This is a genomic window from Achromobacter sp. SD115 (genome assembly GCF_017355315.1).
Lineage (GTDB): Bacteria > Pseudomonadota > Gammaproteobacteria > Burkholderiales > Burkholderiaceae_B > Achromobacter > Achromobacter xylosoxidans_B.
The window spans coordinates 19327-44242 of record NZ_JADIJM010000014.1 but is presented as its reverse complement, the minus strand read 5'-3'; the positions used below and the strand labels follow the sequence as shown (position 1 = coordinate 44242).

At 62.7% G+C, this 24916-nt stretch carries 25 protein-coding genes and 1 tRNA gene; 16 read left to right on the top strand and 10 right to left on the bottom strand.

Translation table 11 applies throughout. The features are described from left to right. Position 1: 1 nt before the first annotated feature. Positions 2 to 787 carry an alpha/beta fold hydrolase gene (locus tag IPU70_RS19670; protein ID WP_207469527.1) on the bottom strand — a complete coding sequence of 262 codons (786 nt, stop codon included), beginning with the start codon at positions 785 to 787 and terminating at the stop codon, positions 2 to 4. Between the two features lie 91 nt (positions 788 to 878). Between IPU70_RS19670 and IPU70_RS19665 the strand changes: the two genes are divergently transcribed. Next, the gene (locus tag IPU70_RS19665) at positions 879 to 1937 is read left to right on the top strand and encodes a GlxA family transcriptional regulator (protein ID WP_207469526.1); all 1059 of its coding nucleotides are present in this window, start codon (positions 879 to 881) and stop codon (positions 1935 to 1937) included. A gap of 63 nt (positions 1938 to 2000) precedes the next feature. Beyond that, the gene (locus IPU70_RS19660; protein WP_207469525.1) at positions 2001 to 2963 is read left to right on the top strand and encodes a bifunctional GNAT family N-acetyltransferase/nucleoside diphosphate kinase regulator; all 963 of its coding nucleotides are present in this window, start codon (positions 2001 to 2003) and stop codon (positions 2961 to 2963) included. A 44-nt stretch (positions 2964 to 3007) separates the two neighbouring features. Here the strand turns inward: IPU70_RS19660 and IPU70_RS19655 are convergent, their stop codons facing one another. Then, on the bottom strand, positions 3008 to 4264 hold the full coding sequence (locus IPU70_RS19655; protein WP_207469524.1) for a D-amino acid dehydrogenase: 1257 nt from the start codon (positions 4262 to 4264) through the stop codon (positions 3008 to 3010). A gap of 250 nt (positions 4265 to 4514) precedes the next feature. On the opposite strand from IPU70_RS19655, the gene IPU70_RS19650 reads away from it, so the two are divergent. Then, positions 4515 to 6833 carry a molybdopterin-dependent oxidoreductase gene (locus IPU70_RS19650; RefSeq protein WP_207469734.1) on the top strand — a complete coding sequence of 773 codons (2319 nt, stop codon included), beginning with the start codon at positions 4515 to 4517 and terminating at the stop codon, positions 6831 to 6833. A gap of 84 nt (positions 6834 to 6917) precedes the next feature. Here the strand turns inward: IPU70_RS19650 and IPU70_RS19645 are convergent, their stop codons facing one another. The 5 genes from IPU70_RS19645 to IPU70_RS19625 all read right to left on the bottom strand — a co-directional run bounded on the left by IPU70_RS19645 (position 6918) and on the right by IPU70_RS19625 (position 12325). Then, positions 6918 to 7937, bottom strand: a complete 1020-nt coding sequence (locus IPU70_RS19645; RefSeq protein WP_207469523.1) for a tripartite tricarboxylate transporter substrate binding protein — start codon at positions 7935 to 7937, stop codon at positions 6918 to 6920. 107 nt (positions 7938 to 8044) lie between these two features. Further along, entirely contained in the window at positions 8045 to 8824 is a 780-nt protein-coding gene (locus tag IPU70_RS19640; protein ID WP_207469522.1) for an SDR family NAD(P)-dependent oxidoreductase, read from the bottom strand. A 130-nt stretch (positions 8825 to 8954) separates the two neighbouring features. After that, positions 8955 to 9890 carry a 4-hydroxy-tetrahydrodipicolinate synthase gene (locus IPU70_RS19635; RefSeq protein WP_013396406.1) on the bottom strand — a complete coding sequence of 312 codons (936 nt, stop codon included), beginning with the start codon at positions 9888 to 9890 and terminating at the stop codon, positions 8955 to 8957. A gap of 40 nt (positions 9891 to 9930) precedes the next feature. Continuing rightward, on the bottom strand, positions 9931 to 11151 hold the full coding sequence (metC, locus tag IPU70_RS19630) for a cystathionine beta-lyase (RefSeq protein WP_207469520.1): 1221 nt from the start codon (positions 11149 to 11151) through the stop codon (positions 9931 to 9933). Positions 11152 to 11365: 214 nt separating this feature from the next. Further along, on the bottom strand, positions 11366 to 12325 hold the full coding sequence (locus IPU70_RS19625) for a LysR family transcriptional regulator (RefSeq protein ID WP_207469518.1): 960 nt from the start codon (positions 12323 to 12325) through the stop codon (positions 11366 to 11368). A gap of 180 nt (positions 12326 to 12505) precedes the next feature. Between IPU70_RS19625 and IPU70_RS19620 the strand changes: the two genes are divergently transcribed. From IPU70_RS19620 to IPU70_RS19610, 3 genes are all read left to right on the top strand, one after another. Beyond that, positions 12506 to 12964 carry an Lrp/AsnC family transcriptional regulator gene (locus tag IPU70_RS19620; RefSeq protein WP_013396409.1) on the top strand — a complete coding sequence of 153 codons (459 nt, stop codon included), beginning with the start codon at positions 12506 to 12508 and terminating at the stop codon, positions 12962 to 12964. Positions 12965 to 13240: 276 nt separating this feature from the next. Beyond that, positions 13241 to 13759 carry a helix-turn-helix domain-containing protein gene (locus IPU70_RS19615; RefSeq protein ID WP_207469516.1) on the top strand — a complete coding sequence of 173 codons (519 nt, stop codon included), beginning with the start codon at positions 13241 to 13243 and terminating at the stop codon, positions 13757 to 13759. Then, a complete protein-coding gene (locus IPU70_RS19610; protein WP_207469514.1) occupies positions 13756 to 15027 on the top strand; it encodes a type II toxin-antitoxin system HipA family toxin in 1272 nt (423 codons plus the stop codon). Before IPU70_RS19615 ends, IPU70_RS19610 begins: the two co-directional genes overlap by 4 nt. Before the next feature lie 260 nt (positions 15028 to 15287). Here the strand turns inward: IPU70_RS19610 and IPU70_RS19605 are convergent. Then, a tRNA-Gly gene (locus IPU70_RS19605) sits at positions 15288 to 15361 on the bottom strand. 185 nt (positions 15362 to 15546) lie between these two features. Here IPU70_RS19605 and trmB point away from each other — a divergent pair. The 5 genes from trmB to lysM all read left to right on the top strand — a co-directional run bounded on the left by trmB (position 15547) and on the right by lysM (position 18612). Further along, positions 15547 to 16371: a tRNA (guanosine(46)-N7)-methyltransferase TrmB gene (gene trmB / locus IPU70_RS19600; protein WP_207469512.1), complete on the top strand. Its 825-nt coding sequence runs from the start codon at positions 15547 to 15549 to the stop codon at positions 16369 to 16371. Next, positions 16371 to 17309 carry a prolyl aminopeptidase gene (gene pip, locus IPU70_RS19595; protein WP_207469510.1) on the top strand — a complete coding sequence of 313 codons (939 nt, stop codon included), beginning with the start codon at positions 16371 to 16373 and terminating at the stop codon, positions 17307 to 17309. Before trmB ends, pip begins: the two co-directional genes overlap by 1 nt. A 14-nt stretch (positions 17310 to 17323) precedes the next feature. Continuing rightward, positions 17324 to 17524, top strand: a complete 201-nt coding sequence (thiS, locus tag IPU70_RS19590) for a sulfur carrier protein ThiS (RefSeq protein WP_013396412.1) — start codon at positions 17324 to 17326, stop codon at positions 17522 to 17524. Positions 17525 to 17805: 281 nt separating this feature from the next. Continuing rightward, on the top strand, positions 17806 to 18123 hold the full coding sequence (locus IPU70_RS19585) for a hypothetical protein (protein ID WP_013396413.1): 318 nt from the start codon (positions 17806 to 17808) through the stop codon (positions 18121 to 18123). Between the two features lie 42 nt (positions 18124 to 18165). Further along, positions 18166 to 18612, top strand: coding sequence for a peptidoglycan-binding protein LysM (gene lysM / locus IPU70_RS19580; protein ID WP_013396414.1), 447 nt, complete (start codon positions 18166 to 18168; stop codon positions 18610 to 18612). Between the two features lie 217 nt (positions 18613 to 18829). Here lysM and ffh read toward each other — a convergent pair whose 3' ends face one another. Continuing rightward, a complete protein-coding gene (ffh, locus tag IPU70_RS19575; protein WP_013396415.1) occupies positions 18830 to 20233 on the bottom strand; it encodes a signal recognition particle protein in 1404 nt (467 codons plus the stop codon). Positions 20234 to 20339: 106 nt separating this feature from the next. On the opposite strand from ffh, the gene IPU70_RS19570 reads away from it, so the two are divergent. The 4 genes from IPU70_RS19570 to IPU70_RS19555 all read left to right on the top strand — a co-directional run bounded on the left by IPU70_RS19570 (position 20340) and on the right by IPU70_RS19555 (position 22740). Beyond that, positions 20340 to 21182 (top strand): inner membrane protein YpjD, encoded by an 843-nt coding sequence (locus tag IPU70_RS19570; protein WP_207469508.1) that lies wholly within the window; start codon positions 20340 to 20342, stop codon positions 21180 to 21182. A 1-nt stretch (position 21183) separates the two neighbouring features. After that, positions 21184 to 21447 (top strand): PP0621 family protein, encoded by a 264-nt coding sequence (locus IPU70_RS19565; RefSeq protein WP_013396417.1) that lies wholly within the window; start codon positions 21184 to 21186, stop codon positions 21445 to 21447. 76 nt (positions 21448 to 21523) lie between these two features. Next, a complete protein-coding gene (gene ampD / locus IPU70_RS19560) occupies positions 21524 to 22102 on the top strand; it encodes a 1,6-anhydro-N-acetylmuramyl-L-alanine amidase AmpD (RefSeq protein WP_207469506.1) in 579 nt (192 codons plus the stop codon). A 17-nt stretch (positions 22103 to 22119) separates the two neighbouring features. Next, the gene (locus IPU70_RS19555; protein WP_207469504.1) at positions 22120 to 22740 is read left to right on the top strand and encodes a glutathione S-transferase family protein; all 621 of its coding nucleotides are present in this window, start codon (positions 22120 to 22122) and stop codon (positions 22738 to 22740) included. Between the two features lie 17 nt (positions 22741 to 22757). Here the strand turns inward: IPU70_RS19555 and IPU70_RS19550 are convergent, their stop codons facing one another. Beyond that, complete coding sequence (locus IPU70_RS19550) at positions 22758 to 23576, bottom strand: IclR family transcriptional regulator (RefSeq protein ID WP_207469502.1); 819 nt, start codon at positions 23574 to 23576, stop codon at positions 22758 to 22760. 330 nt (positions 23577 to 23906) lie between these two features. On the opposite strand from IPU70_RS19550, the gene IPU70_RS19545 reads away from it, so the two are divergent. After that, positions 23907 to 24908, top strand: a complete 1002-nt coding sequence (locus IPU70_RS19545) for a 2-dehydro-3-deoxygalactonokinase (RefSeq protein ID WP_207469500.1) — start codon at positions 23907 to 23909, stop codon at positions 24906 to 24908. Positions 24909 to 24916 lie beyond the last annotated feature (8 nt).

The following is a 24916-nucleotide window of genomic DNA, read 5'->3' as shown; positions in this document are numbered from 1 at the left end:
ACTAGTTATGCGCATCCAGGAACTCAAGCACCACACGATTGAATTCGTCCGGCGTTTCGAAATACGGAGAATGGCCTGAATCTACAAAGGTGTATTCCCGGCTGTTGGGCAACAGCCTCGCGACCAGATGGTGGCTTTCCGGCGTAAGGAAATTGTCGTGGCTGCCGCCCGTCATCAAGGTCGGCACGCGGTAGCCTTCGAACTCGGCGGGATGGATCTTGACGTCGTCGGCCTGCATGGTCAGCGCCAGGAAGCCCTTGGGATTGAGCGCCTTGATGCAGCCATACAGGTGCAGCATCTCGGGCCGGGCGTCGACGTTCTTCCGGTTCCAGCCTATGCTCTTGCTGCGCAGGTCGTTGCGACCGTCATCGAAGGTCTTGCCGGCCTTGCGCAGGATTTCCCAGGTCTCGGGCGAATAGGCGGGTGTCGGCGAGCCGCTGATGAACAGCGTCTGGACGCGCTCCGGATGCTTCACGGCCAGCGGCAGGCCGGCCCATGCGCCCAGCGACTGGCACACAAGGTTGACCTTGCCTATGCCTTCCTGATCCAGTATGGCCAGCACGTCCGCGGGGTAATGGCGCGGATGGTTGCGCTCCGGCGCGCAGGGAGAGTTCTTGAACCCCCTCAGGTCCATCACGATGACCTTGTATGTGCCGGCGAAGAATGGCACTTGCTGGTACCAGCATAGGGTGTTGCCGCCGCCACCGTGGATGAACAGGACCGGCGCGCCGTCGCCATAGGTTTCGTAGTAGATGCGGGTATCGTCGGGTGCGGTTGCGTAAGGCAAGTAGGGCTCCTTGGAGGGGTCGGTTGATCTAATATTTGCGTGTTGATTTTGTTCGATCCTCTGCGGAAAGACCGCGCTCCAAACAGACATCATGGGTGCCGCTCCAGACAACTACCCTCTGCACGTGGATCTGCTGCAGCCTGCCGGCAGGCTGAATGGCCCCATCCATGCCGCGATAGATACTTTCCGCACCGCGAACGGCATCGCCCGCAGCCGTAGCGGGCAGTCCTCCGGGCATGTCGTGACCTGGCGCTGCGTTTACGAACCTTTGATGGCGGCGCGGGAACCGGAGGCAGAACACCTGTGCTTCATGCCGCCGGGCGCGCCGGATCTGGCCATGGAGCTCGCCATCTTCGTGCCGCCACTGGAAACGGTCTCGGTGCCTCAGCTGCGCGCCAGCGTGACAACCAACGAAGCCGTGCTGCGCGAAATCCGCAGCGCGGTGGCCGACAAGCGCTACGTCTGCGCTATCGGCACCGGCGTCTGGCTGGTTGCGGCGGCAGGCGTCCTGGACAAGATGCAAGCGCCGGTGCAGTGGGCGTACCAGTCGGGCTTCGCCCGCGCCCATCCGGACCTGGCCATCGCCAACGAACCAATTGTCTGGGCCAACGAGCGCATCCTGCTGGCCGGGACGCCTTCATTGGCCTATGACTGCGTGCTTGAGCTGATGGAACGCACCGGGATTGCCGGACTGGCCGGCGCGTCGCGCGACAAGCTCGTCTTCGATCCCGCGCGGCAGTTCATCGCCTCGACGCTGCCGATCGAGAAAGTCAGCGGCCTCACGCGCGACAGCCCGCTATATCGCGCCGCGCAATGGCTGCTGGCGCATGCACAGGAAGCGGTGACGATCGGCGACGCCGCGCAGCATGCGGCCGTCAGCGAAAGAACCCTGGCGCGCCTGTTCCGGCTGCACCTGGCGATCACGCCTCATGAATTTCTTACCGACATACGGATGCGGAAAAGCCAGATGTGGCTGGAGGTGACGCTGCGCTCGGTGGAGGACATTGCCAATGACTGCGGCTATCTGGATGTCGCGGCCTTCCGCCGCGCCTTCAAGCGCAAGTTCGGCCTGACGCCGGCGGATTACCGGCGCGAGTACACGCAGCGGGGACCGCGGGCGCGGTGGAAAATGGAGCGGTATGGGAGCTAGGCTGATCATCCTGCATCCATCCGCATTCCGTCCTAAAATGCGCGGTTTGCCGAAAGAACCGTCATGGCCATCGCCATGAAGGGCTTTCATCCTTTACAAATAAGTGTGGTGAAGATGAACAAGCCTTTCATTTCGCTGTGCCCGGAAATTACCCGGACACACGCGCTGACGCTGATGGATTGGTTGGAAGATGAGCGCGTAACCTGCTACCTGAGCGATTCGCGCCATGTCTCCCGCTTCATCGAGCAAGCCATCGATCGGACTCAACTGCCGATCCTGACCCATCTGTTCAACCAGGGCGGCCGGTTCTTCATGGCCTATGACCGGCATGACGTCCCGGTGGGCTTTGTCCGCCTCGTCAAGACCGGCACGGACTGCGAGATCGTCCTGGTCATCGGAGACTGCGACAACTGGGGTCGGAACCTCGGCGCCAGCACGATCCGCGAAGGCATGAAACTGGCCTTCCTCGATATGCGGGCCCAGAAGCTCATCGCCAAGATCCACCCGGACAACGCGCGCTCGCTGAAGACCTTTCTGCGCACCGGCTTTCTGCTTGAAAGCGAAACGCCGACACTGAAGTCGTTTTCCATGACCGCGGGGCGCTATCTCCGGCTCTTGCGCGAGGGCGCCGTTGGCGACTCCACCGATATCTACATCACTGAAATCGACAAGGCCCGGCTCAAGAGCCTGATAGAGCTCGAGCAAGGGCCGACTATTGTCGAACTCGAGCATGAACTTGAGCGAGCCATCGTCGTCGCGCCGCAGCAGGTGGCGCGGAACGTGGTCACGATGAACTCCCGGGCCTTGCTGCAGCTGGACGGTGAAGAAATGGAAGTGGCCCTGGTCTACCCTGACGACGCAGACAGCAGCGCCGGAAAGTTCTCCGTTTGTTCCGACGTCGGCGCCGCCATCCTGGGCTATCAGGAGGGGGATGCCATCGACTGGAGGATTTCGGACCGGACTCGCCGGATCGGGATCAGAAAAGTGCTTTACCAGCCGGAAGCCGCGGGCGATTTCCACCTGTAGATCGGCGTATGCCTGTCAGGAGTGTCCTGGATTGAGTCGGCATGCTACCTTCGGAAGCGCTCAATCGTGAGTCCCTCAAGGTCGATTTCAGGCTTGCGACCGCACACCAGATCCGCGACGACTCGGGAGGTTCCGCAAGCCTGGGTCCAGCCGTTCGAGCCATGCCCGCTATTGAGAAACAGCCCGTCCCAACCAGAGATTCCGAGTATTGGGGGACCATCCGGCGTCATGGGGCGCAGGCCCGCCCAGAAAGTGGCGTTCGCGTAGTCGATGCCATTTGGGAACAGGCTACGCACCGCTCGGACCAGCACATCCTTGCGCCCTGCCTTCAATGACAAGTCGTGGCCGACCAGTTCGGCCATGCCCGCCGCGCGGATTCTGTTGCCCAGTCGGGAAATCATTACCTTATTGTGTTCATCCATGACCGACATATTGGGCGCTTGATCAGTATCGGTCACCCGCGCGGTAATGGAATAGCCCTTGAGCGGATAGATGGGAAGCTTGATCCCCAGCGGCGCAAGCAATGCCGGAGCCTGGTTGCCCAAGGCGACAACCGTGGCATCGGCCTTCAATATGCCGCCTGAGGACTCGGCGCCCACCACCCGCCCGCCCTCATGCAGCAATCGCCGCACATCGGTATCGAAGCGGAACTTCACGCCTGCACGCTGAAGCCAAGAGGTCAATGCCTGGCAGAAAATGTGGCTATCACCAGAGGCATCGGACGGCAAATGAAGGCCGCCCGCGATCCTGGCGGTGGCGTCTCGCAAAGCTGGCTCGATCGCCAGCGCATCGCGTCCGTTCAACACACCGTGGGGAATGCCGAATTCCTTCAGCGCGCTGGCGGCAATATTGCCGTACTGGCACTCCGCTTCGGTCTGGAATAGCTGCAACACGCCGCCCGCATGAAAATCGAACGCGATCTGCGTTTCGGCCATAAGCTGTTTCAGACAAGCGAGGCTATAGTGGGCCACGCGCTGCATGCGCAGTTTGTTGATGCGAAATCGCGGCGCATTGCATTCCATCAGCCATCGCCTGGTCCAACGGAGCCTTTCAAATTCCGGCCAAAGCGAAAAGCGCACCGGAGCATCGGCCTTCAACGCCATCTTCAATACCTTGATCGGCATTCCCGGCGCGGCCCACGGCGCCGCAAAGCTCGGGCACAAGCCACCCGCATTGCCGAAGCTTGTTTCCATTCCTGCCGCCGAGTGGCGCTCTACGACTTCGACTTCGAGGCCTTCGCGGCAAAGATAGTAGGCCGTTGCGGCACCGACTACGCCGGCTCCGAGGATGAGAACTTTCATGGACGTGGTTGTCTTGGTCTATCGTGATATCTGGGCGAAATCGGAAGGGGGAGCCCGGCGGCGCCACGCCTGACCGGATTCAAGAATAAAGGGGGCCGAAGTGAAATTTATTTCATTGTTCGGACGCCAATCCGCGCGAATGGAAAAAAAATTCACCGGCGGTGTTGTTAGCATTAATGGCGCGTTGAATATCCGCAATCGGTCCCGATGCTTGAAATGCGCGAGCCTCGGGCCAGAACCTCGTCAAATCATGACTGAACAGATTCGCCGCTTCCCCTCGCTCTCACACTGGGGCGCCTTCACCGCGGTCACACAAGGCGGCCGGCTGATCGATTGCGAGCCGTTCGCCCATGACAGCGCGCCCTCGGGCATCCTGCAATCGATGCCTGCCATGGTCCACTCGCCGCTACGGGTGAATCGGCCAGCCATCCGGAAGGGATGGCTGCGCGATCGGCACTTGTGCGACGGGAGCGAGCGCGGACGTGACGACTACGTCGAGGTCAGTTGGGACGAAGCCCTTGCAGCGGTCCATTCGGAACTCCAGCGCGTGAGGACGGAGCATGGCAGCGAGGCCATCTTTGGCGGCTCATATGGCTGGTCATCGGCGGGCCGCTTGCACCATGCGCGCACCCAGACGCACCGGTTCCTGAATGCCGGCGGCGGCTTTACGAATCAGGCGGGGAACTACAGCTGGGGCACTGCGCAGTTCCTGCTGCCCCATGTGATCGGCACCTATACGCCGGTGACCGGCCGTGTGACAGACTGGAACAGTGTCACGAGCCATACGCGGCTATTGATCGCATTCGGCGGCATGCCGTTACGCAACACTCAGATCACGTCAGGCGGCGCCGGCGACCATCCCGTGCCCGGGCAGCTCGAACGGGCGGTGGCGGCGGGCATGGAGCTTGTGGTCATCAGCCCAACCAGGGGGGATGTTCCTGCCGGCATGCGCGCGCGCTGGATTCCCATTCGTCCCAACACGGACGCCGCCCTGATGCTGGCCATGATGCAGGCGCTGATCGCCGATGGCATCCAGGACGAGGAGTTCCTCCAGCTCCATTGCGTTGGATTTCCGGCCTTGCGCGACTATCTCGAAGGCAAGACAGACGGGACCCCCAAGACGCCCGAATGGGCCCAGGCGATCTGCGATGTCCCGGCCGACACGATCCGCACGCTCGCGCGCCAGGCACGCAACGTTCGCACGATGCTGACTTGCGCATGGTCATTGCAACGCGCTCATCGCGGCGAACAGCCGTACTGGGCAAGCATTGCGCTTGCCGCGGCGTTGGGGCATATCGGGCTGCCCGGCGGGGGCTTTGCATTTGGGCATGCCTCCATGAATGGCGCCGGAAACCCGCGCATGGAAATTGCGGGACCCACCATGGAATCGGGGCGCAATCCGACCGGCTCGGTGATTCCTGTTGCCCGGGTCACCGACATGCTGCTGCATCCTGGCCAGCGCTACGAATTCAATGGGCGCGAAGGCACTTATCCGGACATCAAGATGGTGTACTGGGCCGGCGGCAATCCCTTCCATCATCAGCAGGACCTGAATCGATTCAGCCGGGCATGGAGCCGGCCGCAAACGATAGTTGCTCACGAGATTTGGTGGACACCCATGGCGCGCCGCTCGGACATCGTGCTGCCGGCGACCACCACGCTGGAAAGAAATGACATCGGCGGATCGACCCGCGATCGCCACGTATTCGCCATGCACCAGGCCCTGGCGCCGATCGGCTCCAGCCGCAATGACTTCGACATATACCGGGAACTGGCGGCGCTGGGCGGCTATGAAAATGGTTTTACCGAAGGCCGTGGCGAGATGGAGTGGGTGCGGCATATCTACGAAGCCATGGCTGAGGAATGGCGCGGCAGTGGCTATATGGCCCCTGAGTTCGACGCTTTCTGGAGCCGGGGCTTCGTGGACATACCCGAGCCTGAAAGACCATTTGTGCTGTTCGAAGAGTTCCGTCGCGATCCCGGGGCAAACCCGCTGCGTACGCCGTCGGGTCGCATCGAGCTGTATTCCGAGAAAATCGCCGGATTCGGTTATGCCGACTGTCCGCCCCACCCCTGCTGGCTGACGCCGGACGAATGGCTTGGATCACCCAAGGCAGCCCGGTGGCCGCTGCACCTGCTCACCCCGCAGCCCGCGGGCAAGCTCCATTCCCAAATGGATGGCGGCAAGACATCGGTGGATCTCAAGATCAATGGCCGGGAAGCGCTGCGCATCTCGCCGTCGGATGCGCAAGCGCGGCGCATCGGCCAACATGATCTCGTCAAGGTCTACAACGACCGTGGCGCGTGCCTTGCAACCGCGGTTATCGACGCCGACCTCAAGCCTGGCGTGGTGGCCCTGCCTACGGGAGCATGGTTTGACGCTGCCGACGCGAATCTGGAGATACACGGCAACCCCAACGTGCTGACCATCGACGTGGGCACTTCCCGCTTGACTCAGGGAAGCAGCGCCCAGTCCGCGCTGGTCGAGGTAATGCGTTGGGAAGAAGCCGCGCCTTTGGTCCGGGCTCTGGAGATACCGGCAATCGTCAAATCGGATCGCGCCGCATAGCCATCTGGTCCAAGGCCGGACGCGGCGTTGGACCAGCGCTCAGAGCGCCCCTCGATGGGGCGCTCCGGTTCATGGGAAATAGCCTCAGTCCGCGGTGATATTGGCCTGCTTGATGATGGCGCTGTATTTGGCCGTCTCGGCTTGGATGTACTGCGCGAAGTCCGCGCTGTTCCTGTAGGAGCTTTCAAAGCCGAGGTTGTCGAGCTGCTCCTTCATGCTGGCGGAAGTCATGATTTTCTGCGTGGCGACCTCCAGCTTCTTGAGTATCGGCTCCGGCAGCTTGGCGGGCGCCCACAAGCCATACCAGGAATAAAACTCGAAATTCTTCAGCCCGGCTTCACGCATCGTCGGTACGTCCGGGAGCAAGGGGCTGCGCTTGTCGCCGGTTACCGCCAACGCGCGTATCTTGCCTGACTTGACCATGGGCAGCGAGGAGAGCATCGGATCGGCCAAAGCGTGAACTTGCCCGCCAATCAAATCGGTCAAGGCAGGGCCGCCGCCCTTGTAGAGCACGATCGGGATCTGCAGATCTGAAAGACCGGCTTCATATGCGAACTGCGCGATGGCGAGGTGCCCCGCCGAGCCAAAGCCCGTGGTTGCGAAATTGTATTTATTGGGGGCTGCCTTCAACGCGCCGACGAATTCCTGCACGGTCTTCGCAGGGACATCGTTATTCACGCTGAATATCAGTGCGCCCTGGGCGAGACCGCTGATGGGAGTGAAGTCCTTCACTGCATCGAAGGTCATCTTCTTCCCATAAAGCAACGGGTTGATGTTGTGGATCGAAGCATTCAGGTACAGCGTATAGCCATCCGGCCCCGCACGCGCGACCACGCCTGCACCCACCATCCCGGACGCCCCCGCCCTGTTGTCGATGATGACCGATTGCTTCAGCTCCTCGCCGAGCTTCACGGCAAATATGCGGGCGAGGCCGTCGACGGAACCGCCAGGAGGATGCGGCACCACGATGGTGATCGGGCGGCTGGGATAGGAAGCGTCCGGCTTCGACTGCGCCTGTACCGAACCCAGCACGGCCAAGCCACCGACAACAGCCGCAATACCTTTCATGCAAAAGCGGCGAGAACGAAATGGGGTATTACGCATGACGAACGATCTCATTGAAAATGGTTGGGCAACGAGTACCGCTCCCCTCCCCGGACCCGCAATCCATGAAGGAGGGGGTGTGGAAAGCGGGGATGATCGTAGGCGAATCAGTAGGTGCCTGGATAGGCGGCGCCGTCTATTAAGATATTCTGTCCGCATATATAGCCGGATTGGGCCGCACAGATGTATGCGCAAAGCGCGCCCAATTCCTCGGGCTCACCGTAGCGTCCGGCAGGATTGTTGGATCCGCGCTCCGTCCACAACTGTTCAAAACTCTTGCCGCCTGGCTCCAGCATTCCTTCTATGTGATGCCGCTGCGCATCAGTGGCGAAGACGCCCGGAAGCAGGTTGTTGATGGTGACGTTGTGCCGCACCGTCTGGCGGGCCAGGCCCGCAACAAAACCCACCAGGCAGGAGCGCGCACCGTTGGAAAGCCCGAGTTCAAGCTGCGGCGTTTTGACGCTGCGAGAAACGATATTCACAATGCGGCCGAAGCGGCGTTCCATCATGCCGTCAACGACCCGCCGGATCATGTCGATCGGCCCGAGGGCCATGGCATCAAGGGCTGCATGCCAATCAGACTGGGTCCACTGGCGAAAATCACCGGGCGGCGCCCCGTCCGCATTGTTGACCAGGATATCGGGCGCGGGGCACACCGCAAGCGCTGCCTCCCGCCCTTCATCCGTGGCGATATTGGCGACCGCATAGCGGACCCGGGTTCCCGTGGCTGCCGCAATTTCATCAGCTGCCTTGGCCAGCGTGCTTTCCGTGCGCGCCGCGATGGTCACGTTGACGCCTTCGCTCGCCAACTGATGGGCGCAGGCGCGGCCCATTCCCTTGCTGCCGCCGAAAACCAGCGCGTGGCGGCCTCGAATTCCCAAATCCATAGCGTTTCCTATTGCAAAGGCGCAGCCCGAGCCATGCCATCAAATGGCCGGAAAGGCGTTCCGTCAGCAAGAAGCCGCAGGGCGGACAATCTTCCGACGCAGGTCCTTTCCGGACTCGTCCAGCAACGGATCACGCGGCCTTCAGCTGCAGCGAATTCCAGCCGTACTTCTTGTCGAGGCCCAGCGCCTTGACCGCGCGCAGGCCCTTGAGCAAGGGCTCTCCTTCCAGTGCGCGCAGCGGCTTGCGCAGTTCGCCGGCAGGCAGGCCCACGGCCTTCATCAATGATTTGATGGCGACCGGGTTGATGGCCGAGTACGAGTAGTGCAGCAATTGCAGATTGCGCAAATAGGACTCGCGGAAGCTGAAGCTGACCTCGGGCGACGTCCAGGGCTGGGAAATCTCGGTCAACTCTGCCGGCGCAATATTGCCGGTCATATTGGCCGTGCCATGGCCGCCCAGGCTCATCGTCGGCACGACCAGGCCCAGGTTGGGCGAATCGCAGCACATCACGGATACGTCAGGCGCGCCATACAGCACCTGCGCCACCTGGCCCACGCGCGTGGTGGATTCCTTGTGGACCACGTAGTTCGGGTGCTTGAAGATGCGCAGCAGCTGGTCCCAGTGCAGGTCGCTCTTGACGCGCGGCGGATTGTTGTAGATGCCCAGCGGCAGGTCGGTGGCGTCGGCGATTTCGAGGAAATAGCTTTCGATGTCCGATTCGGAGGCGCAGATGTAGGCGGGCGCGGCCAGGATGGCGCCATCCGCGCCGTTGGCCTTCGCAAAGCGCAGGTAATCCATGGTCGCCTCGGTGTTGTTGCCGGTGCAGCCATAGAAGAGTTTCATCTTGCCGGTCTTCATCTTCGCGGTTTCCACGATGATGTCCTGACGCTCTTTTTGCGACAGCATGGAAACCTCGCCCGTGGACCCCATGATGAGCACGGCGCTGGTGCCGTTGTCTTCCTGGAATTTCAGCAGCTCGCGGAAAGCTTCGTAATCGGGGCTGCCGTCCTTGTTGAACGGGGTAATCAGGGCCACGAAGGACCCGGTGATCTTCATCTTGCTCATGTATATCTCCAATAATGGCCGAGTCAAAAATGGGTGAGGCTCAAGCCGAGCGGGCGACTTCTTTCCGATTATCTTGCTGCTGCGCCTCCTGGCAGGCAACCATCGCAGCCAAACCCTGTTTCAGGTCGGCGATCAGGTCTTCCGGATCCTCCAGCCCCACATGCATGCGTACAGCCTTGCCCTTGTGAGGCCAGCGATCGCCGTGGTGCTTACCCGGACTGAACGGTATGGCCAGGCTCTCATATCCACCCCAGGACACACCGATTCCGAAATGATGCAGCGTATCGACAAAGGCGGTCACTGATTCGTCATCGCTTGCGCGCAGGACCACTGTGAATAGGCCGCTCGCCCCTTTGAAATCGCGCTTCCAGATGGCGTGACCCGGATGCGACGGCAGCGCTGGATGCACCACGGCCTCGACCTCGGCCTGCTGCTCCAGCCATTGGGCCACGCGGATTCCCGACGCCATATGCTTTTGCAGCCGCACGCCCAAGGTGCGCAGACCGCGCAGCGCCAGGAAGATATCGTCGGGGCTGGCCGTCTGGCCCATCTCCTGTGTCGTCTCCTTGACCTTGGGCCAGGTGGCTTGGTTGCAGGTCACCACGCCTAGCATGGCATCCGAATGGCCTACGATGTACTTGGTCGCGGCGTGGATGGACACATCGACGCCATGCTCGAAGGCCTTGAAGAACAAGGGCGTGGCCCAGGTATTGTCCATGACGACGAAGGCGCCGTGCGCGTGCGCGACTGCCGCGATGGCAGGAATGTCCTGGATTTCGAGTGTTTCGGAACCCGGCGATTCGACAAATACGACGCGTGTATTGGGCCGCATGAGCGATTCAATACTCTTGCCGCAAGCAGGGTCGTAGACCTGTACGTCCACCCCGAAACGGCTAAGCACGCGATCGAGGAAAGAGCGGGTCGGGGAATAGGCGCTATATGACACCAGGATATGGTCGCCGGCCTTGAGCAATGCGGTAAGTGCCGTGGCAATGGCCGCCAGGCCCGAGGGAAAGACCAGCGAGCGGTGGCCGCCTTCCAGGGCGGCCATGGCCTCCTCGAACGCGTGGGTAGTGGCGGTTCCATAGCGGCCATAGGTGGTCGCGCCCGGCTCTTGCGCGGCGCGAGCGCGCTTCATGCCTTCCCATTCCGCCATGCTCCCCGCGAGTATCGTCGATGCCCTGCAGATGGGGGTATTCACCAGGCCACCAAAACGTTCCGGATGCCGGCCTGCGCTGACGAGTTGAGTGCTTTCCCTCATGAACTTCAATCTCCGTGGATGCACGGCCAGCGCTTCCACGGGAAGTCGATGACCACTGATGACGTGATCAAGTCTATGAGGAGAATGGGTGAAAACTCTTCGATTTTCTACCCCTTCCGGAGGCAAAAAGAGAAAAATAATCACCGCCGAATCCTGACAATCTGACGCGGGCGGACTGGCTATGCCGGGTAAGGCCCGGCACGGATGAAAAGCCTCAGCTTCGGACGGCGGAGCGCGCGCGTTTCGGCCTGCTTGCGTTGAGGGAGCTCCACCGGCCCGCGCGCTCTTCGATGGTGGTGGGAAAAATCTCCAGGCAAAGCTTGTGCAGCGTACGGACGAACGGATTCGATTTCAGGAACATGGCTTCGCCGAAATAAATGGGAATCCTCGGCGCGTTGGGAAGCGCGATGCAGTTCAAGCGCCGATCCGACTCGTCGATGCACCAGGTGGGCAGCAATGCGAATCCCAAGCCTTCATCGACGCAACGCTTGACGCTCATGCTGGTCGAGGTGGACACCGCGACCTTGGGCTGCTCGTTTCCGACCGACAAATAGTCCAGTGCGATATTGCGGAGCATCTGGCCGGGTTCATATGTCACCAGCGGCCGTCCAAGCGCCCATTCCGGAACCGCCTTTTCATCGGCTGGCGCGGGCCAGCTCGACGGGAACGCCAGCGCCGGCTGATAGTCGCAGATCACGCGCTGCGGAATCACGGCGTCGCCAAAATAGCGTTCGCTCAAACAGACATCCAGCGAGCCGTTGCGGATCAGTTCCGGCAGGGAGACGTCCTTTTCGTAGCCGACGATCTCGACGTTGGGATACATCCGCCGAAACTTCGTCAGCACCGGCGGCAGCAGGTAGTAAAAGATGGCGTGCGGCATACCGATACGGATGACCGGCCGCTCCTTATCGATCAGGCTGCCCAGGCGCGTCAGCATGACATCGAATTCCGGCGCCAGCAGCCGGTAAAGGCTGGTGCCGCGCGGCGTGAGCTTGATCGACTTGGCGCCGCGCCCAGCGATCACCAGCTTCTCGCCGACGCGCTGCTCGAGGCGCCGGATGTGATTGGCCACCGACTGGTAGGTGATGTTCAGCCGGCGCGCCGCGGCGGAATAGGTCCCCTCCTGTGCGACGAGGAAAAAAGTCTGCGTGAGAGTAAGGTCCACCTCTTGCATCGCGCCTCCTGCTTGCCGGCTCAAATATAAAATTTCTTGTAGGTTTGGCTCGATGAATTGTATCGCCCCAAGCCGGGGCGATCTATAACATCGGCCTCAGGTTTGGCCTCCGAACCGCGCGGCAGCACCGGCATCCTGGATATGCTTGCCGCGCAAGAGTGAGGGTAAGTTGAGTGAGCCATGGACAAGAAAGATCGGTGCATCCTCGCGTTGCTTCAGACAGATGCGCGCCTCTCGAACAATGAAATCGCGGAACAGGTCCACCTGTCGCCGACCGCGTGCTGGAAGCGGATTCAGCACTTGCAGGCGTCCGGCCTGATTCGCCGCCAGGTTTGCCTGTTGGACAACAACAAGGCGGGGCTGGGTGTGACGGTATTCGTCTCGATAAAGACGAATCGCCATGACCTCAATTGGCTTGAAAAATTCTCGCTCGGCGTCAAGGATATGCCGGAGGTCATGGAGTTCTATCGGATGACCGGCGACACCGACTACCTGCTCAAGGTGGTGGTGCCCGATATCGCGGGGTTCGATTTCGTCTACAAGAAGCTCATCCAGGTCGCTGAACTGTTTGACGTCAGTTCGAGTTTTGCCATGGAGGAACTCAAGTACACCACGGCGTTGCCGCTAGACCATCTTTGATTCGCAAGCGTGGCAAGTTCCATCCTGAGGGAACTACATCTCAAAAAGAGGAATTGGATGTCGCGCGGAACTGCGGTTTTCGGATAGCGCGAGCGGCCTCTGCGCCCGAAGAACAAGAGTGCCAATATTCTTACACTATTCAGCCAAAATGGATGAAATATTGGCATTATTGGTGTGCAAAAACAGCAGAAACTCGCGCCAAGCTAGTGGACCCACTCACCTTGAAGCGCTAATATTCTTACTCTTTCTATGTGAAAACGCAGGAATATTAGCGTCATGGCAAAGAAGACCGCCCCACTCATGCCCACGACGGAGAAGCTCCTTGCTGAATTTGGGGAGCGGCTCAAGCTTGCGCGTCTACGCCGCAAGATCACGGCCAAGCAAGTGGCAGAGCGCGCCGGAATGTCGCCAATGACACTGCGCTCTCTGGAATCGGGGGGAGCGGGAGTAACCATGGGCGCCTATCTTTCAGTGATGCAGGTGCTTGGCATCGAACGAGACCTCGCCTTGCTCGCAGCCGAGGATGAGCTTGGTCGCCGGCTTCAGGACTCCCGCCTGGTAAAGGCCAGCGTTCTTAAGCAGGTTCCACCCAAGACCAGCAAGAATGGGGGGGGCTGGAAATCTCGTTCACGCACGAAATCCAGCAACCCGCAGACGCACAAAACTGACGGGCAGGTGATGGCCTACGTCGACCCAACAATCGCATCTGCCAAGCCCTCTGCAACCACTTCGACAAGCCTTGCCTCACTCTTGAAGCCTTCTACTAAGAAACGCGACAAGGGCGAGAAGAAATGACGATGATCGCAGTGTACGCAGATTGGGAAGGCCTACAGCAACCTCGGCGCTTGGGCTTCCTGAACTCCCGCAGGACGCGCGCGCACGAGACATTTGAGTTTCAGTACGACCCTGCAGCGCTAGCCGACCCCGTCATTGGCCAACTAGTACTCGACCCAAAGATTTTTCTCTTCGAAGGTCCACAGTATCCGTCCGCACCTCAAGACCGGTTCGGCGTATTTTCCGATTCCAGCCCCGATCGCTGGGGCCGTCTGCTCATGGATCGCCGCCTCGAACGCGATATCCGCGCAGGTGCCAAACCGGTTGGTACACGGCTGTACGAGACGGACTACTTACTGGGCGTACACGACCTCTATCGCGTGGGTGCTTTGCGCTACAAGCGAGAAGATCAAGGAGAATTCCTCGATAATTCCAATGGGCTCGCCGCCCCACCCTTTAGCGAGATTCGGGCCTTGGAGCGAGCAAGTCGAGCACTGGAAGAAGATCCAAACAACGTGTCTCAGCAGGGCCAGCAGTGGCTCAGGATGCTTATCGCTCCGGGTGGCTCCCTTGGCGGCGCCAGGCCCAAGGCGAGCGTGGCCGATGAACAGGGACATCTGTACATCGCCAAGTTCCCGAGCTCGCGTGATGACTACGACATCGGTGGCTGGGAAATGGTCGTCAACGCCTTAGCTGTTGGTTGCGGACTGAATGTTGCTGCTGCCGAAGCGCGAAAATTTGCCAGCGACTACCACTGCTTCATGGTTCGACGGTTTGATCGCACCGATGATGGGAAACGCCTGCACTTTGCCTCAGCCATGACCATGACCGGCCATGTTGATGGTGATGACGCCTCGACGGGTGTCAGCTACCTGGAACTGGCCGAGGTGCTGATCAGGCATGGCTCGCAAACCAATGCCGATCTTCGCGAACTATGGTCGAGAATCGTCTTCAACATTCTTGTCTCCAACACGGATGATCACCTGAGAAATCACGGCTTCATCCTGGTACCCGGATCGGGTTGGCGCCTCTCGGAGGCATATGACATGAACCCAGTGCCCATTGCGGACGGCCTGAAGCTCAACATCACTGAAGCGGACAATGCCCTAGATCTGGAGCTCGCTCGCGAAGTCGCTGCATATTTCCGATTGAGTCTGGATGAGGCCGACGAAATCATCGACGAGTTCCAAGGGATTGTCCGCCAGTGGCGAACGCTAGCCAGAGAGCTGGGACTTCCAGCGCGTGAACAAGATCAGATGGCTGGAGCTTTTCATCTCGCGGACAACTAGCCCAGAAAGACGCATCTAGCACAGGGCATTAGCAACGAACGCCGCCTAATGTTTATGCTGCCTGGCGCAAAGTTGATGTCCGCTCACATCCAGCCACGCAGCCGCCTTGAGCGCCATGCTCCAGCGCCTGAGATTGGGTCAGGAACCAGATGCGATCTCAAAGAAACCAAGCGCCGAGCAACAATCCGAAAGCCGCGCTGCCCGAAAGTTTGGACAACATTCAGGACAACACATACACAGCTCAGAGTGGATTTATGCAGTGGAGCGGGTGATGGGAATCGAACCCACGCTTGAGGCTTGGGAAGCCGCCGTTCTACCATTGAACTACACCCGCTCGGGTGTCGTGCCCTCGGCGCAAAGCCGAAGCAGAGGCGGCGATTATAGCGCGCCTTTTTTCATTGCCGGATGCCTGCCGCCGCCGTACTCCGGAGGGCCTCGACCTGCACGGATTAAATACGTCCCCAATTTAGTGCATCCGGACGACAGCGGCGCGCCGGACCTGCCACTACAATCCGGGCTATGAATACGAACACCCCCGAAAACAACCCTGCGACCGCCCCGGCCCCGGCTGCCGCAAGCACCCCCGCAACGCCTGGCGGCGAGGCCGCGCCGGCCGCCGTTTCCCCGGAAACCCAAGCGGCGCTGGCCAGTACCGCGCACGCCCCCAACAGCCCCGGCGCGACCCATATCCGCAGCTTTGTGCATCGCCGCGGCCACATCACCCAGGGCCAGTTGGCCGCGCTCGAGCGCCTGATGGGCCAGTGGTCCATCGCGTATGCGCCGCGCCGCCTGGATCCCGCCGCCGCCTTCGGCCGGCAGGCGCCGACGGTGCTGGAGATCGGCTTCGGCATGGGCGAGACCACCGAGAAGATCGCGCTGGCGCGTCCGGGCGACAACTTCCTGGGCGTGGAGGTGTTCAACGCCGGCGTCGGCTCGTTGCTGCGCCGCATTGAAGACTCCAGCATTCCGAACCTGCGCATCATCCAGCACGACGCGGTGGAAGTGGTGCGCGACATGATCGCCCCGGACTCGCTGGCCGGCGTGCATATCTATTTCCCGGATCCGTGGCCCAAGAAACGCCACCACAAGCGCCGCCTGATCCAGCCCGCGTTCATTTCGCTGCTTGCCAGCCGCATCGCGCCGGGCGGCTACATCCATTGCGCCACCGACTGGGAAGACTACGCGGTGCAGATGCTGGAAGTGCTGGGCAACGAGCCGCAACTTGCCAATACCGCGGACGGCTACGCGCCGCGCCCTGATTACCGCCCTCTGACCAAATTCGAGAACCGCGGCCTGCGCCTGGGCCACGGCGTCTGGGACCTTATCTTCAAGCGAGTCGCCTGATGCTATACCCGCCCATCGAACCGTACCGCCAAGGCACGCTGGACACTGGCGACGGCCACCAGATCTATTGGGAACTCTGCGGCAATCCTCAGGGTAAGCCCGCCGTGTTTCTGCATGGCGGACCCGGCAGCGGCTGCTCGCCCGTGCATCGCCAGCTGTTCGATCCGCAGCGCTATAACGTGCTGCTGTTCGATCAACGCGGCTGCGGTCGTTCGCTGCCCCATGCCAGCCTGGAGAACAACACGACCTGGGATCTGGTGTCCGACATCGAGCGCCTGCGCTCCGAGGTCATGGGCGCGGAAAAATGGCTGGTGTTCGGCGGCTCCTGGGGGTCGACGCTGGCGCTGGCCTATGCGGAAACGCACGTGTCCCACGTCAGCGAGCTGGTGCTGCGCGGCATCTTCAGCCTGCGCCGCTCGGAGATCCACTGGTTCTATCAGGAAGGCGCGTCGTGGCTGTTCCCCGACCGCTGGGAAGAGTACCTGGCGCCGATTCCGGAAAACGAGCGCGGCGATCTGGTGGCGGCATATCACAAGCGTCTGACCGGCGACGATCCGGCGGAGCAGTTGCGCGCGGCCAAGGCCTGGAGCAAATGGGAAGACAGCACCATCACGCTGCTGCCCAGCCCGCGCCATCAGCAAAGCCATGCCGCCGACCGCGCCGCGCTGGCTTTCGCCCGCATCGAGAACCACTACTTCGTGAACCGCGGCTTCATGGAAGAAGGCCAATTGCTTCGCGACGCGCATAAGCTGCGCGGTATACCCGGCACCATCGTGCAGGGCCGCTACGACGTCTGCACGCCGGCGCGCACCGCCTGGGATCTGCACCGCGCCTGGCCCGAGGCCGAATTCCACCTGGTCCCGGACGCGGGCCATGCGTTTGACGAACCCGGCACGTTGGCGCGGCTGATCGCCGCCACCGACGGCTATGCGCGATAACTGAGGAGACCTGCATGCACATCACCCTGAACGGAGACGCACGGGAGTTCCCCCTGGACACGACCGTGAACGAACTGCTGGAGGCCCTGGGCTATGCCGGCAAGCGCGTGGCGGTGGAACGCAATGGCGAAATCGTACCCAAGAGCCAACATGAGCAGACCGCGCTGACGGACGGCGACCAGATCGAGATCGTCGTGGCCGTGGGCGGCGGCTGACACCAGCGCCGCACTGAAAAGCTGTACAGACAAGGGCCGCTGCGATAGCGGCCCTTGTCGCATGAAGCCGCGCGCCGGATGCGGTTTAGACCCGCCGCGGTGCGTTCCCTGCAAACTGACCAGCATTCTTGCGTAGTCTGCCAACAGGCTAGCAACCTGTTACACGTTAACCCCTCGTCGCGCGGGGAATGTGCGAGTCATAATCGTTCCTGCTGGTTTCGTACTCTTGTCTTGCAGTTGTTCTAGCGTTGCACATCGCCCTCATGGGCAGAGGAGGCATCATGAACACCGCAGTCATCATCAACCTGATCATCCAGCTTGTCGCCGGCGCAGCCGGGGGCAATGGCTTGGGAAAGATGCTCCAGCAGTTCAATCTGGGTCCATTGGGCAACACCATTGCGGGCGCCATCGGCGGCCTGGCGGGCGGTTCCTGGCTGGCCCCGATGATCACCGCGGGAGCCGACGCGGTTGCAGCGAGCAATACGGGACTGGATCTTTCCGCGATCGCCAGCAGCGTGGTCGGCGGCGGCGTGGGTGGCGCCGTGCTGACCTTGATCGCCGGCATCGTGCGCAAAATGTTCATGGGCCAAAAGCCCTGAAGGCACTGGTTTTCTCACCGCAACATAGATAAAGGAAACACTATGGGTCTGCTCAATTTCATCAAGGACGTTGGAGAAAAGCTCTTCGGCGCCAGCGAGGCCAAGGCCGCGACGGCGGACGAACTGAAGAAAGAGCTGGATAAGCACGGCCTGAACGCCGACGGCTTGCAGATCTCGGTCGATGGCGACAAGGTCACGGTGGCGGGCGAGGCCCTCAGCACGGAAGCGGCGGAGAAGATCACTCTGGCGCTGGGCAACACCGTGGGCGTGGCCCAGGTGGACAACCAACTGAAGGTGAAACAGGCCGCGCCGGAAGCCAAGATGTACACGGTGCAGAAGGGCGACAACCTGTGGAAGATTGCCGAAGCGCAGTATGGCAAGGGCCAGGGAGCCAAGAACAACCTGATCTTCGAAGCCAACAAGCCCATGCTGACCAGCCCCGACAAGATCTACCCGGGCCAGGTGCTGCGCATCCCGCCCCTGTCCTGATCACTGACGAAAATCGGACAAGCTGGAAAGCACCCATGCGCTTTCCGGCTTGCATCGCGGCAGGCGCCCCCTGCTAGCCGCGATTACTTGGCCAGACGCAATGTCTGGCCATTTTTTTGCGTCCATATTTCCAATGGGAAATGCCCCCATTGGGGGCATTCCGGTCACGATGCAAGCAGGCGCCCCTCGGGGGAAGGAGGCGCGCGCCGTGGGGGCATCACTTCATCAAGCGGCCCATTCCCTTCATGCCGCCCATGGCGCGCATCATCTTGGCCATGCCGCCCTTCTTCATCTGCTTCATCATGCCCTGCATCTGCTCGAACTGCGCCAGCAGGCGGTTGACCTCTTGCACCGGCACGCCGGAACCGGCCGCGATGCGGCGCTTGCGCGAGGCCTTGATGAGTTCGGGCTTGGCGCGTTCGGCCGCCGTCATGGAATTCAGGATGCCTTCGGTGCGGCGCAGCTGTTTTTCAGCCTGCCCGCCCTGCAGCTGGCCGGCGGCCTGCTGGAACTGGGCCGGCAGCTTTTCGAGCAGCGAGCCCATGTCGCCCAGCTTCTTCACCTGGCCGAGCTGGTCGCGGAAGTCGTTCAGATCGAACTTGTTGCCCGACTTGATCTTCGCGGCCAGCTTCTGGGCTTCGGCGATGTCGATGTTCTTCTGCGCTTGCTCGACCAGCGAGACGATGTCGCCCATGCCCAGCACGCGCTGCGCCATGCGCTCGGGGTAGAACGGCTCCAGGCCGTCCAGCTTTTCCGAGACGCCGACGAACTTCAGGGGCTTGCCGGTGACGTGGCGCACCGACAGGGCCGCGCCGCCGCGGGCGTCGCCGTCCAGCTTGGTCAGCACCACGCCGGTCAGCGGCAGCGCTTCCGCAAAGGCGCGCGCGGTGTTGACCGCGTCCTGGCCCTGCATGGCGTCGACCACGAACAGCGTTTCAACCGGCTTGACCAGGTCATGTAGCGCGCGGATTTCGCGCATCATGGCCTCGTCGATGCCCAGGCGGCCGGCCGTGTCCAGGATCAGCACGTCATAGTGATGGCGGCGCGCGTGGTCCACCGCGTTGCGGGCGATGTCCTCGGGCTTCTGGCTGGGGTCGGACGGCAGGAAGTCCACGCCGACCTGCGCCGCCACGCTCTTCAACTGGTCGATAGCGGCCGGGCGATACACGTCAGCCGACACCACCAGCACTTTCTTCTTGCCGGTCTTGCGGCCGTGCTGGGTATGCTGGCCTTCCGAGAGCCAGCGCGCCAGCTTGCCGGTGGTGGTGGTCTTGCCGGCGCCCTGCAGGCCGGCCATCAGGATGACGGCGGGCGGCTGCACGGCCAGCGACAGTTCGCCGGAGTCGGCGCCCAGGTCGCCGCCCATGAGGGAGGTCAGTTCCTTGTGGACCACGCCCACCAGGGCCTGGCCGGGGCTGAGGCTGCTGGCGACTTCTTCGCCCAGCGCCTTTTCCTTCACCCGCGCGACGAACTCGCGCACGACGGGCAACGCCACGTCGGCTTCCAGCAGCGCCATGCGCACTTCGCGCAGCATCTCCTGGGTGTTGGCCTCGGTCAGGCGGGCTTCCCCTCGCAGCGTCTTGACGACGCGCGACAGGCGTTGAGTTAGGTTATCGAGCATGAGAGGCGTTTCCGCTTAAACTAGTTGATTGAACGGTGGCCGCAGGCGCGGATTCTGCGCTTTCGGGCGGCATGCGCCCCAAGGCCCCATCCAGACAACGGTTTCTATGTCACTAGGCATTGTATTTCACACGGCGGCTGCCTTGGCGTACGCAGTGCTGGGAGGATCGCTTTGGATCCGCCTGGCCCGCGGCGCCGGCGTGGAACAGACCGGCAAAATCGCCCGCCTGTGCCTGCTGGGTGCCCTGGTTCTGCATGGAATCGGGCTGCAACAATCGATGCTGGGAGCCCAGCATCTGTTCATCGGGTGGGCGCTGGCCCTGTCCGCGGCCATCTGGCTGGGCATGGTGGTGTTCTGGCTGGAAAGCCTGCTGGTGCGCATAGACGGCCTGCAATTGCTGCTGCTGCCCGCCGCCACCATCGCCAGCGGCCTGGCCGCGCTCTTCCCGCAGGGGCAGTTCGTGCCCCATGCCAATGACGCCTGGCTGCGCGTCCACCTGCTGATCGCGCTGGCGGCCTATGGCCTGATTACCATCGCCGCGCTGCACGCCATGATGATGGCGCTGCTGGACCGTCACCTGCATCGCCCGCTGGAAGCTCCCGCCGAGCGCAGCATCATCGGCCGGGTGCTGGATTCCCAGCCGCCGTTGCTGGTGCAGGAACAGCTGCTGTTCCGCATCATCTGGATCGGCTTCGTCGTACTGACGCTGGCCGTGGGCACGGGTTCGGTGGCTTCCATGAAGCTGACGGGCAAGATCCTGCCATTCGACCACAAGACCGTCTTCACCCTGCTGTCCTGGCTGACCTTCGGCGTGCTGCTGGCGGGGCGCCACATCTGGGGCTGGCGCGGCCGCGTCGCCCTGCGCTGGACGCTGACGGGTTTCGGGTTCCTGATTCTGGCCTATACCGGCAGCCGGTTCGTGCTGGAAATGATTCTGCATCGAGGTTGAAGTGGGCAAGTTGCTGTTCTGGATCGTTCTGATCATCCTGGTGCTGTTCGTGGCCCGCCTGGCCGGACGCATGGCGGCCGCGCGCCAGGCCGGCGCGCAGGACGCCAAAAAGGCCAAGACTGGCGCGGGCGGACCCAAACCGCTGGAATCCATGGTGCGTTGCGCCCACTGCGGCATCCATCTGCCCCGCTCCGAGGCCTTGCAGCAGAACGGCCAGACCTGGTGCAGCGCGGAACACGCGCGCCTGGGCCCCGCCAGGCACTGAGCGCCCCCCCCGATTAGAGGCTTGCCGCCCCGCACGGCATAATGCGTGTTGGAAACCACACGCATGCTCTCTTCCCATGGCCTTGCTTCTGGATCGTCATGGCTGGCTGGCGCCGGCCCCGGGTGTTTCGCTCATGCCCTCCCCCAACCGCGACGCGCGCCCCGCCGGCGCACAGGTGTCGCTGCTGGTGCTGCACAACATCAGCCTGCCGCCCGGGCAATTCGGCGGTCCTGAAGTTGCCGGGCTGTTCCTGAATACGCTGGACTACGGTTCACACCCCTGGCTGGAACGGCTGCGCGGCCTGCGCGTGTCGGCGCATTTCTTCATCCGCCGCGACGGCAGCATCATCCAGTTCGTCGCCACCGACGAGCGCGCCTGGCACGCAGGCGTGTCGCGCCATGCCGGCCGCGAACGCTGCAACGACTTCTCCATCGGCATAGAGCTTGAAGGCACGGATACCCTGCCCTATGCCGAATCGCAGTACCTGGCGCTGCGCAAGCTGACACCGGCGCTGCGCGCGCGCTATCCCCTTGCCGCCGCCTGGGGCCACGAGCACATCGCCCCGGGGCGCAAGACCGACCCCGGCCCCGCTTTCAACTGGACGCGCTTTGCGCGCGACAGCGGCTTTGCACGGCGGCAGCTGCCGCCCGTCTGACACTACAAGGAATGGTTATGTTGAAGATTTGGGGACGCCTGACTTCCGTCAACGTTCAGAAAGTCATGCTGGCGGTGCGCGAACTGGCCCTGCCGCATTCCTTCACGCAGGCGGGCGGCCCGTTCGGCGTGGTCGACACGCCCGAGTTCGCCAAGCTGAATCCCAACCGGACGGTGCCCGTCATCGACGACGGCGGCTTCGTGCTGTGGGAATCGAACGCTATCGTGCGTTACCTGGCCGCGCGCTACGGCGCGGGCAGCCTGTGGCCGGAAGACGCGTGCATGCGCGCGGACGCCGACCGCTGGATGGACTGGCAGGCCACCGAATGGCAGGGCGTCATGGGGCCCGCCTTCCTGGGCCTGATCCGCACGCCCGAGGCCAAGCGCGATCAGGCCGCGATTGAAAACTCGGTCAAGCGTTCCAATGCGCGCGCCCTGATCCTGGACCAAGCCCTGCAAGGCCGCGAGTTCATCGCCGGGCGCCACCTGACCATGGGCGACATCGCCCTGGTCTGCTCCGCCCACCGCTGGCTGGCCTTGCCCATCGAGCGCCCCGACACGCCGGCGCTGTCGGCCTGGTATCGCCGCGTCATGATGCGTCCGGCCCCGCAGGGCGTGCTGACGCTGCCGCTGGAATAAGGCGCGGGGCCGCAGCCTCAGCCGCGGTCCACCTTCCACCCCAGTTCCGCTGAAATCCCCGCCGCCGCGCCCTGCACGACGGCGACCATGTCGCGCATGCGCTCCAGCGACATGTAGGGCACCGTGCTGGATACGCTGATCGCGGCGACGATGCCGCTGGAGGCGTCGCGCACCGGCGCCGCCACGCAGCGGATGGACGGTTCATTGTCTTCGAGGTCGAAGGCATAGCCGTTGGCGGCATAGTCGCGCATGCGGTCGCGGAAGATCTCCCAGGTCTGGCTGCCGCCGGGCGCGCGCGACGACACCGGCGCGCCGACGCGGTACAGCGCCTTCCATTGCGGCTCTTCGGTATCCAGCAGCAGCGCCTTGCCCACGCCGGTGGCGGCCAGCGGCATGCGGTGGCCCACGCGCGAGCGCATTTCCAGCCCTTTCTTGCCGGGGATCTTTTCCAGGTACAGGACCTCGTCGTTGTCGCGCACGGCGAGATGGATGGTGTCGCCCGTCTGTTCCGCCAGGCCGTCCAGGTAGGGACGCGCCAGCGTCGCCATGGGAAAGGCCTCGCGCGCCTGGAAACCCAGTTCGATCAGCTTAGGCCCCAGCACATAGCCCACGCCAGGCAAGGAACGCAGATAGCGTTCCTGCACCAGGCAGCTGGCCAAGCGGTGCGTGGTGCTGCGCGCCACGCCGATGCGGGCGCAGATTTCCTTCAGGTCGCGCGCGCCGGCTGCCACCGCCTGCACCACCGCCAGGCCGCGCATCAGCGTCTGCGTGCCTGCGGGCGCGGCAGCATCGGGATCCAGGGTGGGCGTGCGGTCAGGGGTCTGCGAGGTAATCATGAAAACGGAGCCGGGCGACAAAGAGAACGAGTGCAAGCATAACCGCCGCGATCGCGGCGGGATGAGGGGAAAAGACGCGTTTTCCGGGCGATCCGCCAGTAGGCGTGCAGAACGGCGAAGCGCGTTTCATCGTCTTAAATTCCCTCTATATGGGATTTAATTCTATATTTTGAGATTTTTCAAGCACTGATCTAGAATTTTTCCCATCGCCCGCCGCGCGCTCCCAACGTCCTGCGGGCATCAGACAACAAGGTCCGCAGAACCCTGCCCCGCGCCAGCCTCTCCGCGCGTCCGCAGCCGGATTTGCGGCCGGAAACGAGACAGCTTCTGATGACTACCGGATCTCCCGCCCGCGCGGCGCTCATCGCGCTGGATTGGGGTACTTCCTCGCTGCGCGCCTACCGGCTGGATGCCGCGGGCCGCACGCTGGACACGCGCCACCTGCCCTGGGGCATCATGCGCCTGCCGCAGCCGCTGCAGGACGGCGCCGCCACCACCGCCCTGTCGGGCTTCGAGCTGGCCTTTGAGCAGGCTTGCGGCGACTGGCTGCGGGCCGAGCCCAATCTGCCGGTGATCGCCTGCGGCATGGTCGGCAGCGCCCAGGGCTGGAAGGAAGCCGCCTACCTGGACGTGCCCGTCGACCTGCAGCGCATCGGCACGCTGCTGACCAAGGTCGAACGCGAGGCCGGCCCTTCCCTGCATATCGTGCCCGGCCTGATCCAACGCCACGGTCTGCCCAACGTGATACGCGGCGAAGAGACCCAGGTCGTCGGCGTGATGGCGGACCCGGCGACCCGCAGCGCCGACAGCGTCCTGATCGGCCTGCCCGGCACCCACTCGAAGTGGGTCAGCGCCCGCCGCGGCCGCGTCACGCACTTCGACACCTTCATGACCGGCGAGGTCTATGCCGCGCTGCGCGGCCACACCATCCTGGGCCGGACCATGGCCGACGCCGCCAGCGCCGACATGGCCGCCTTCGAGCGCGGCCTGAAAGTGGCCGGCGCACCCGCCGGCCGCGCCGGCGTGCTGTCCACCATCTTCAGCACGCGCGCGCTCGGCCTGACCGGCGAGCTGGCGCCCGAATCGCAGGCCGACTATCTGTCGGGCCTGCTCATTGGCCATGAAATCGCCGCGCTGGCCGACATGCTGCAACAGCAGGGCGAACTGCCCCGCATCGTGCTCTGCGGCGATCCCGCACTGTGCCGCCGCTACATCCAGGCCATGCAGCACTACGGCCTGGGCACGCCCGAGCAGGCGCAAAACGCCACCGAGCGCGGCCTCTGGCACCTGGCCGTCTGCGCCGGGCTGGTCGCCTCGCCCTCCAAGGAATAGGAACCGAA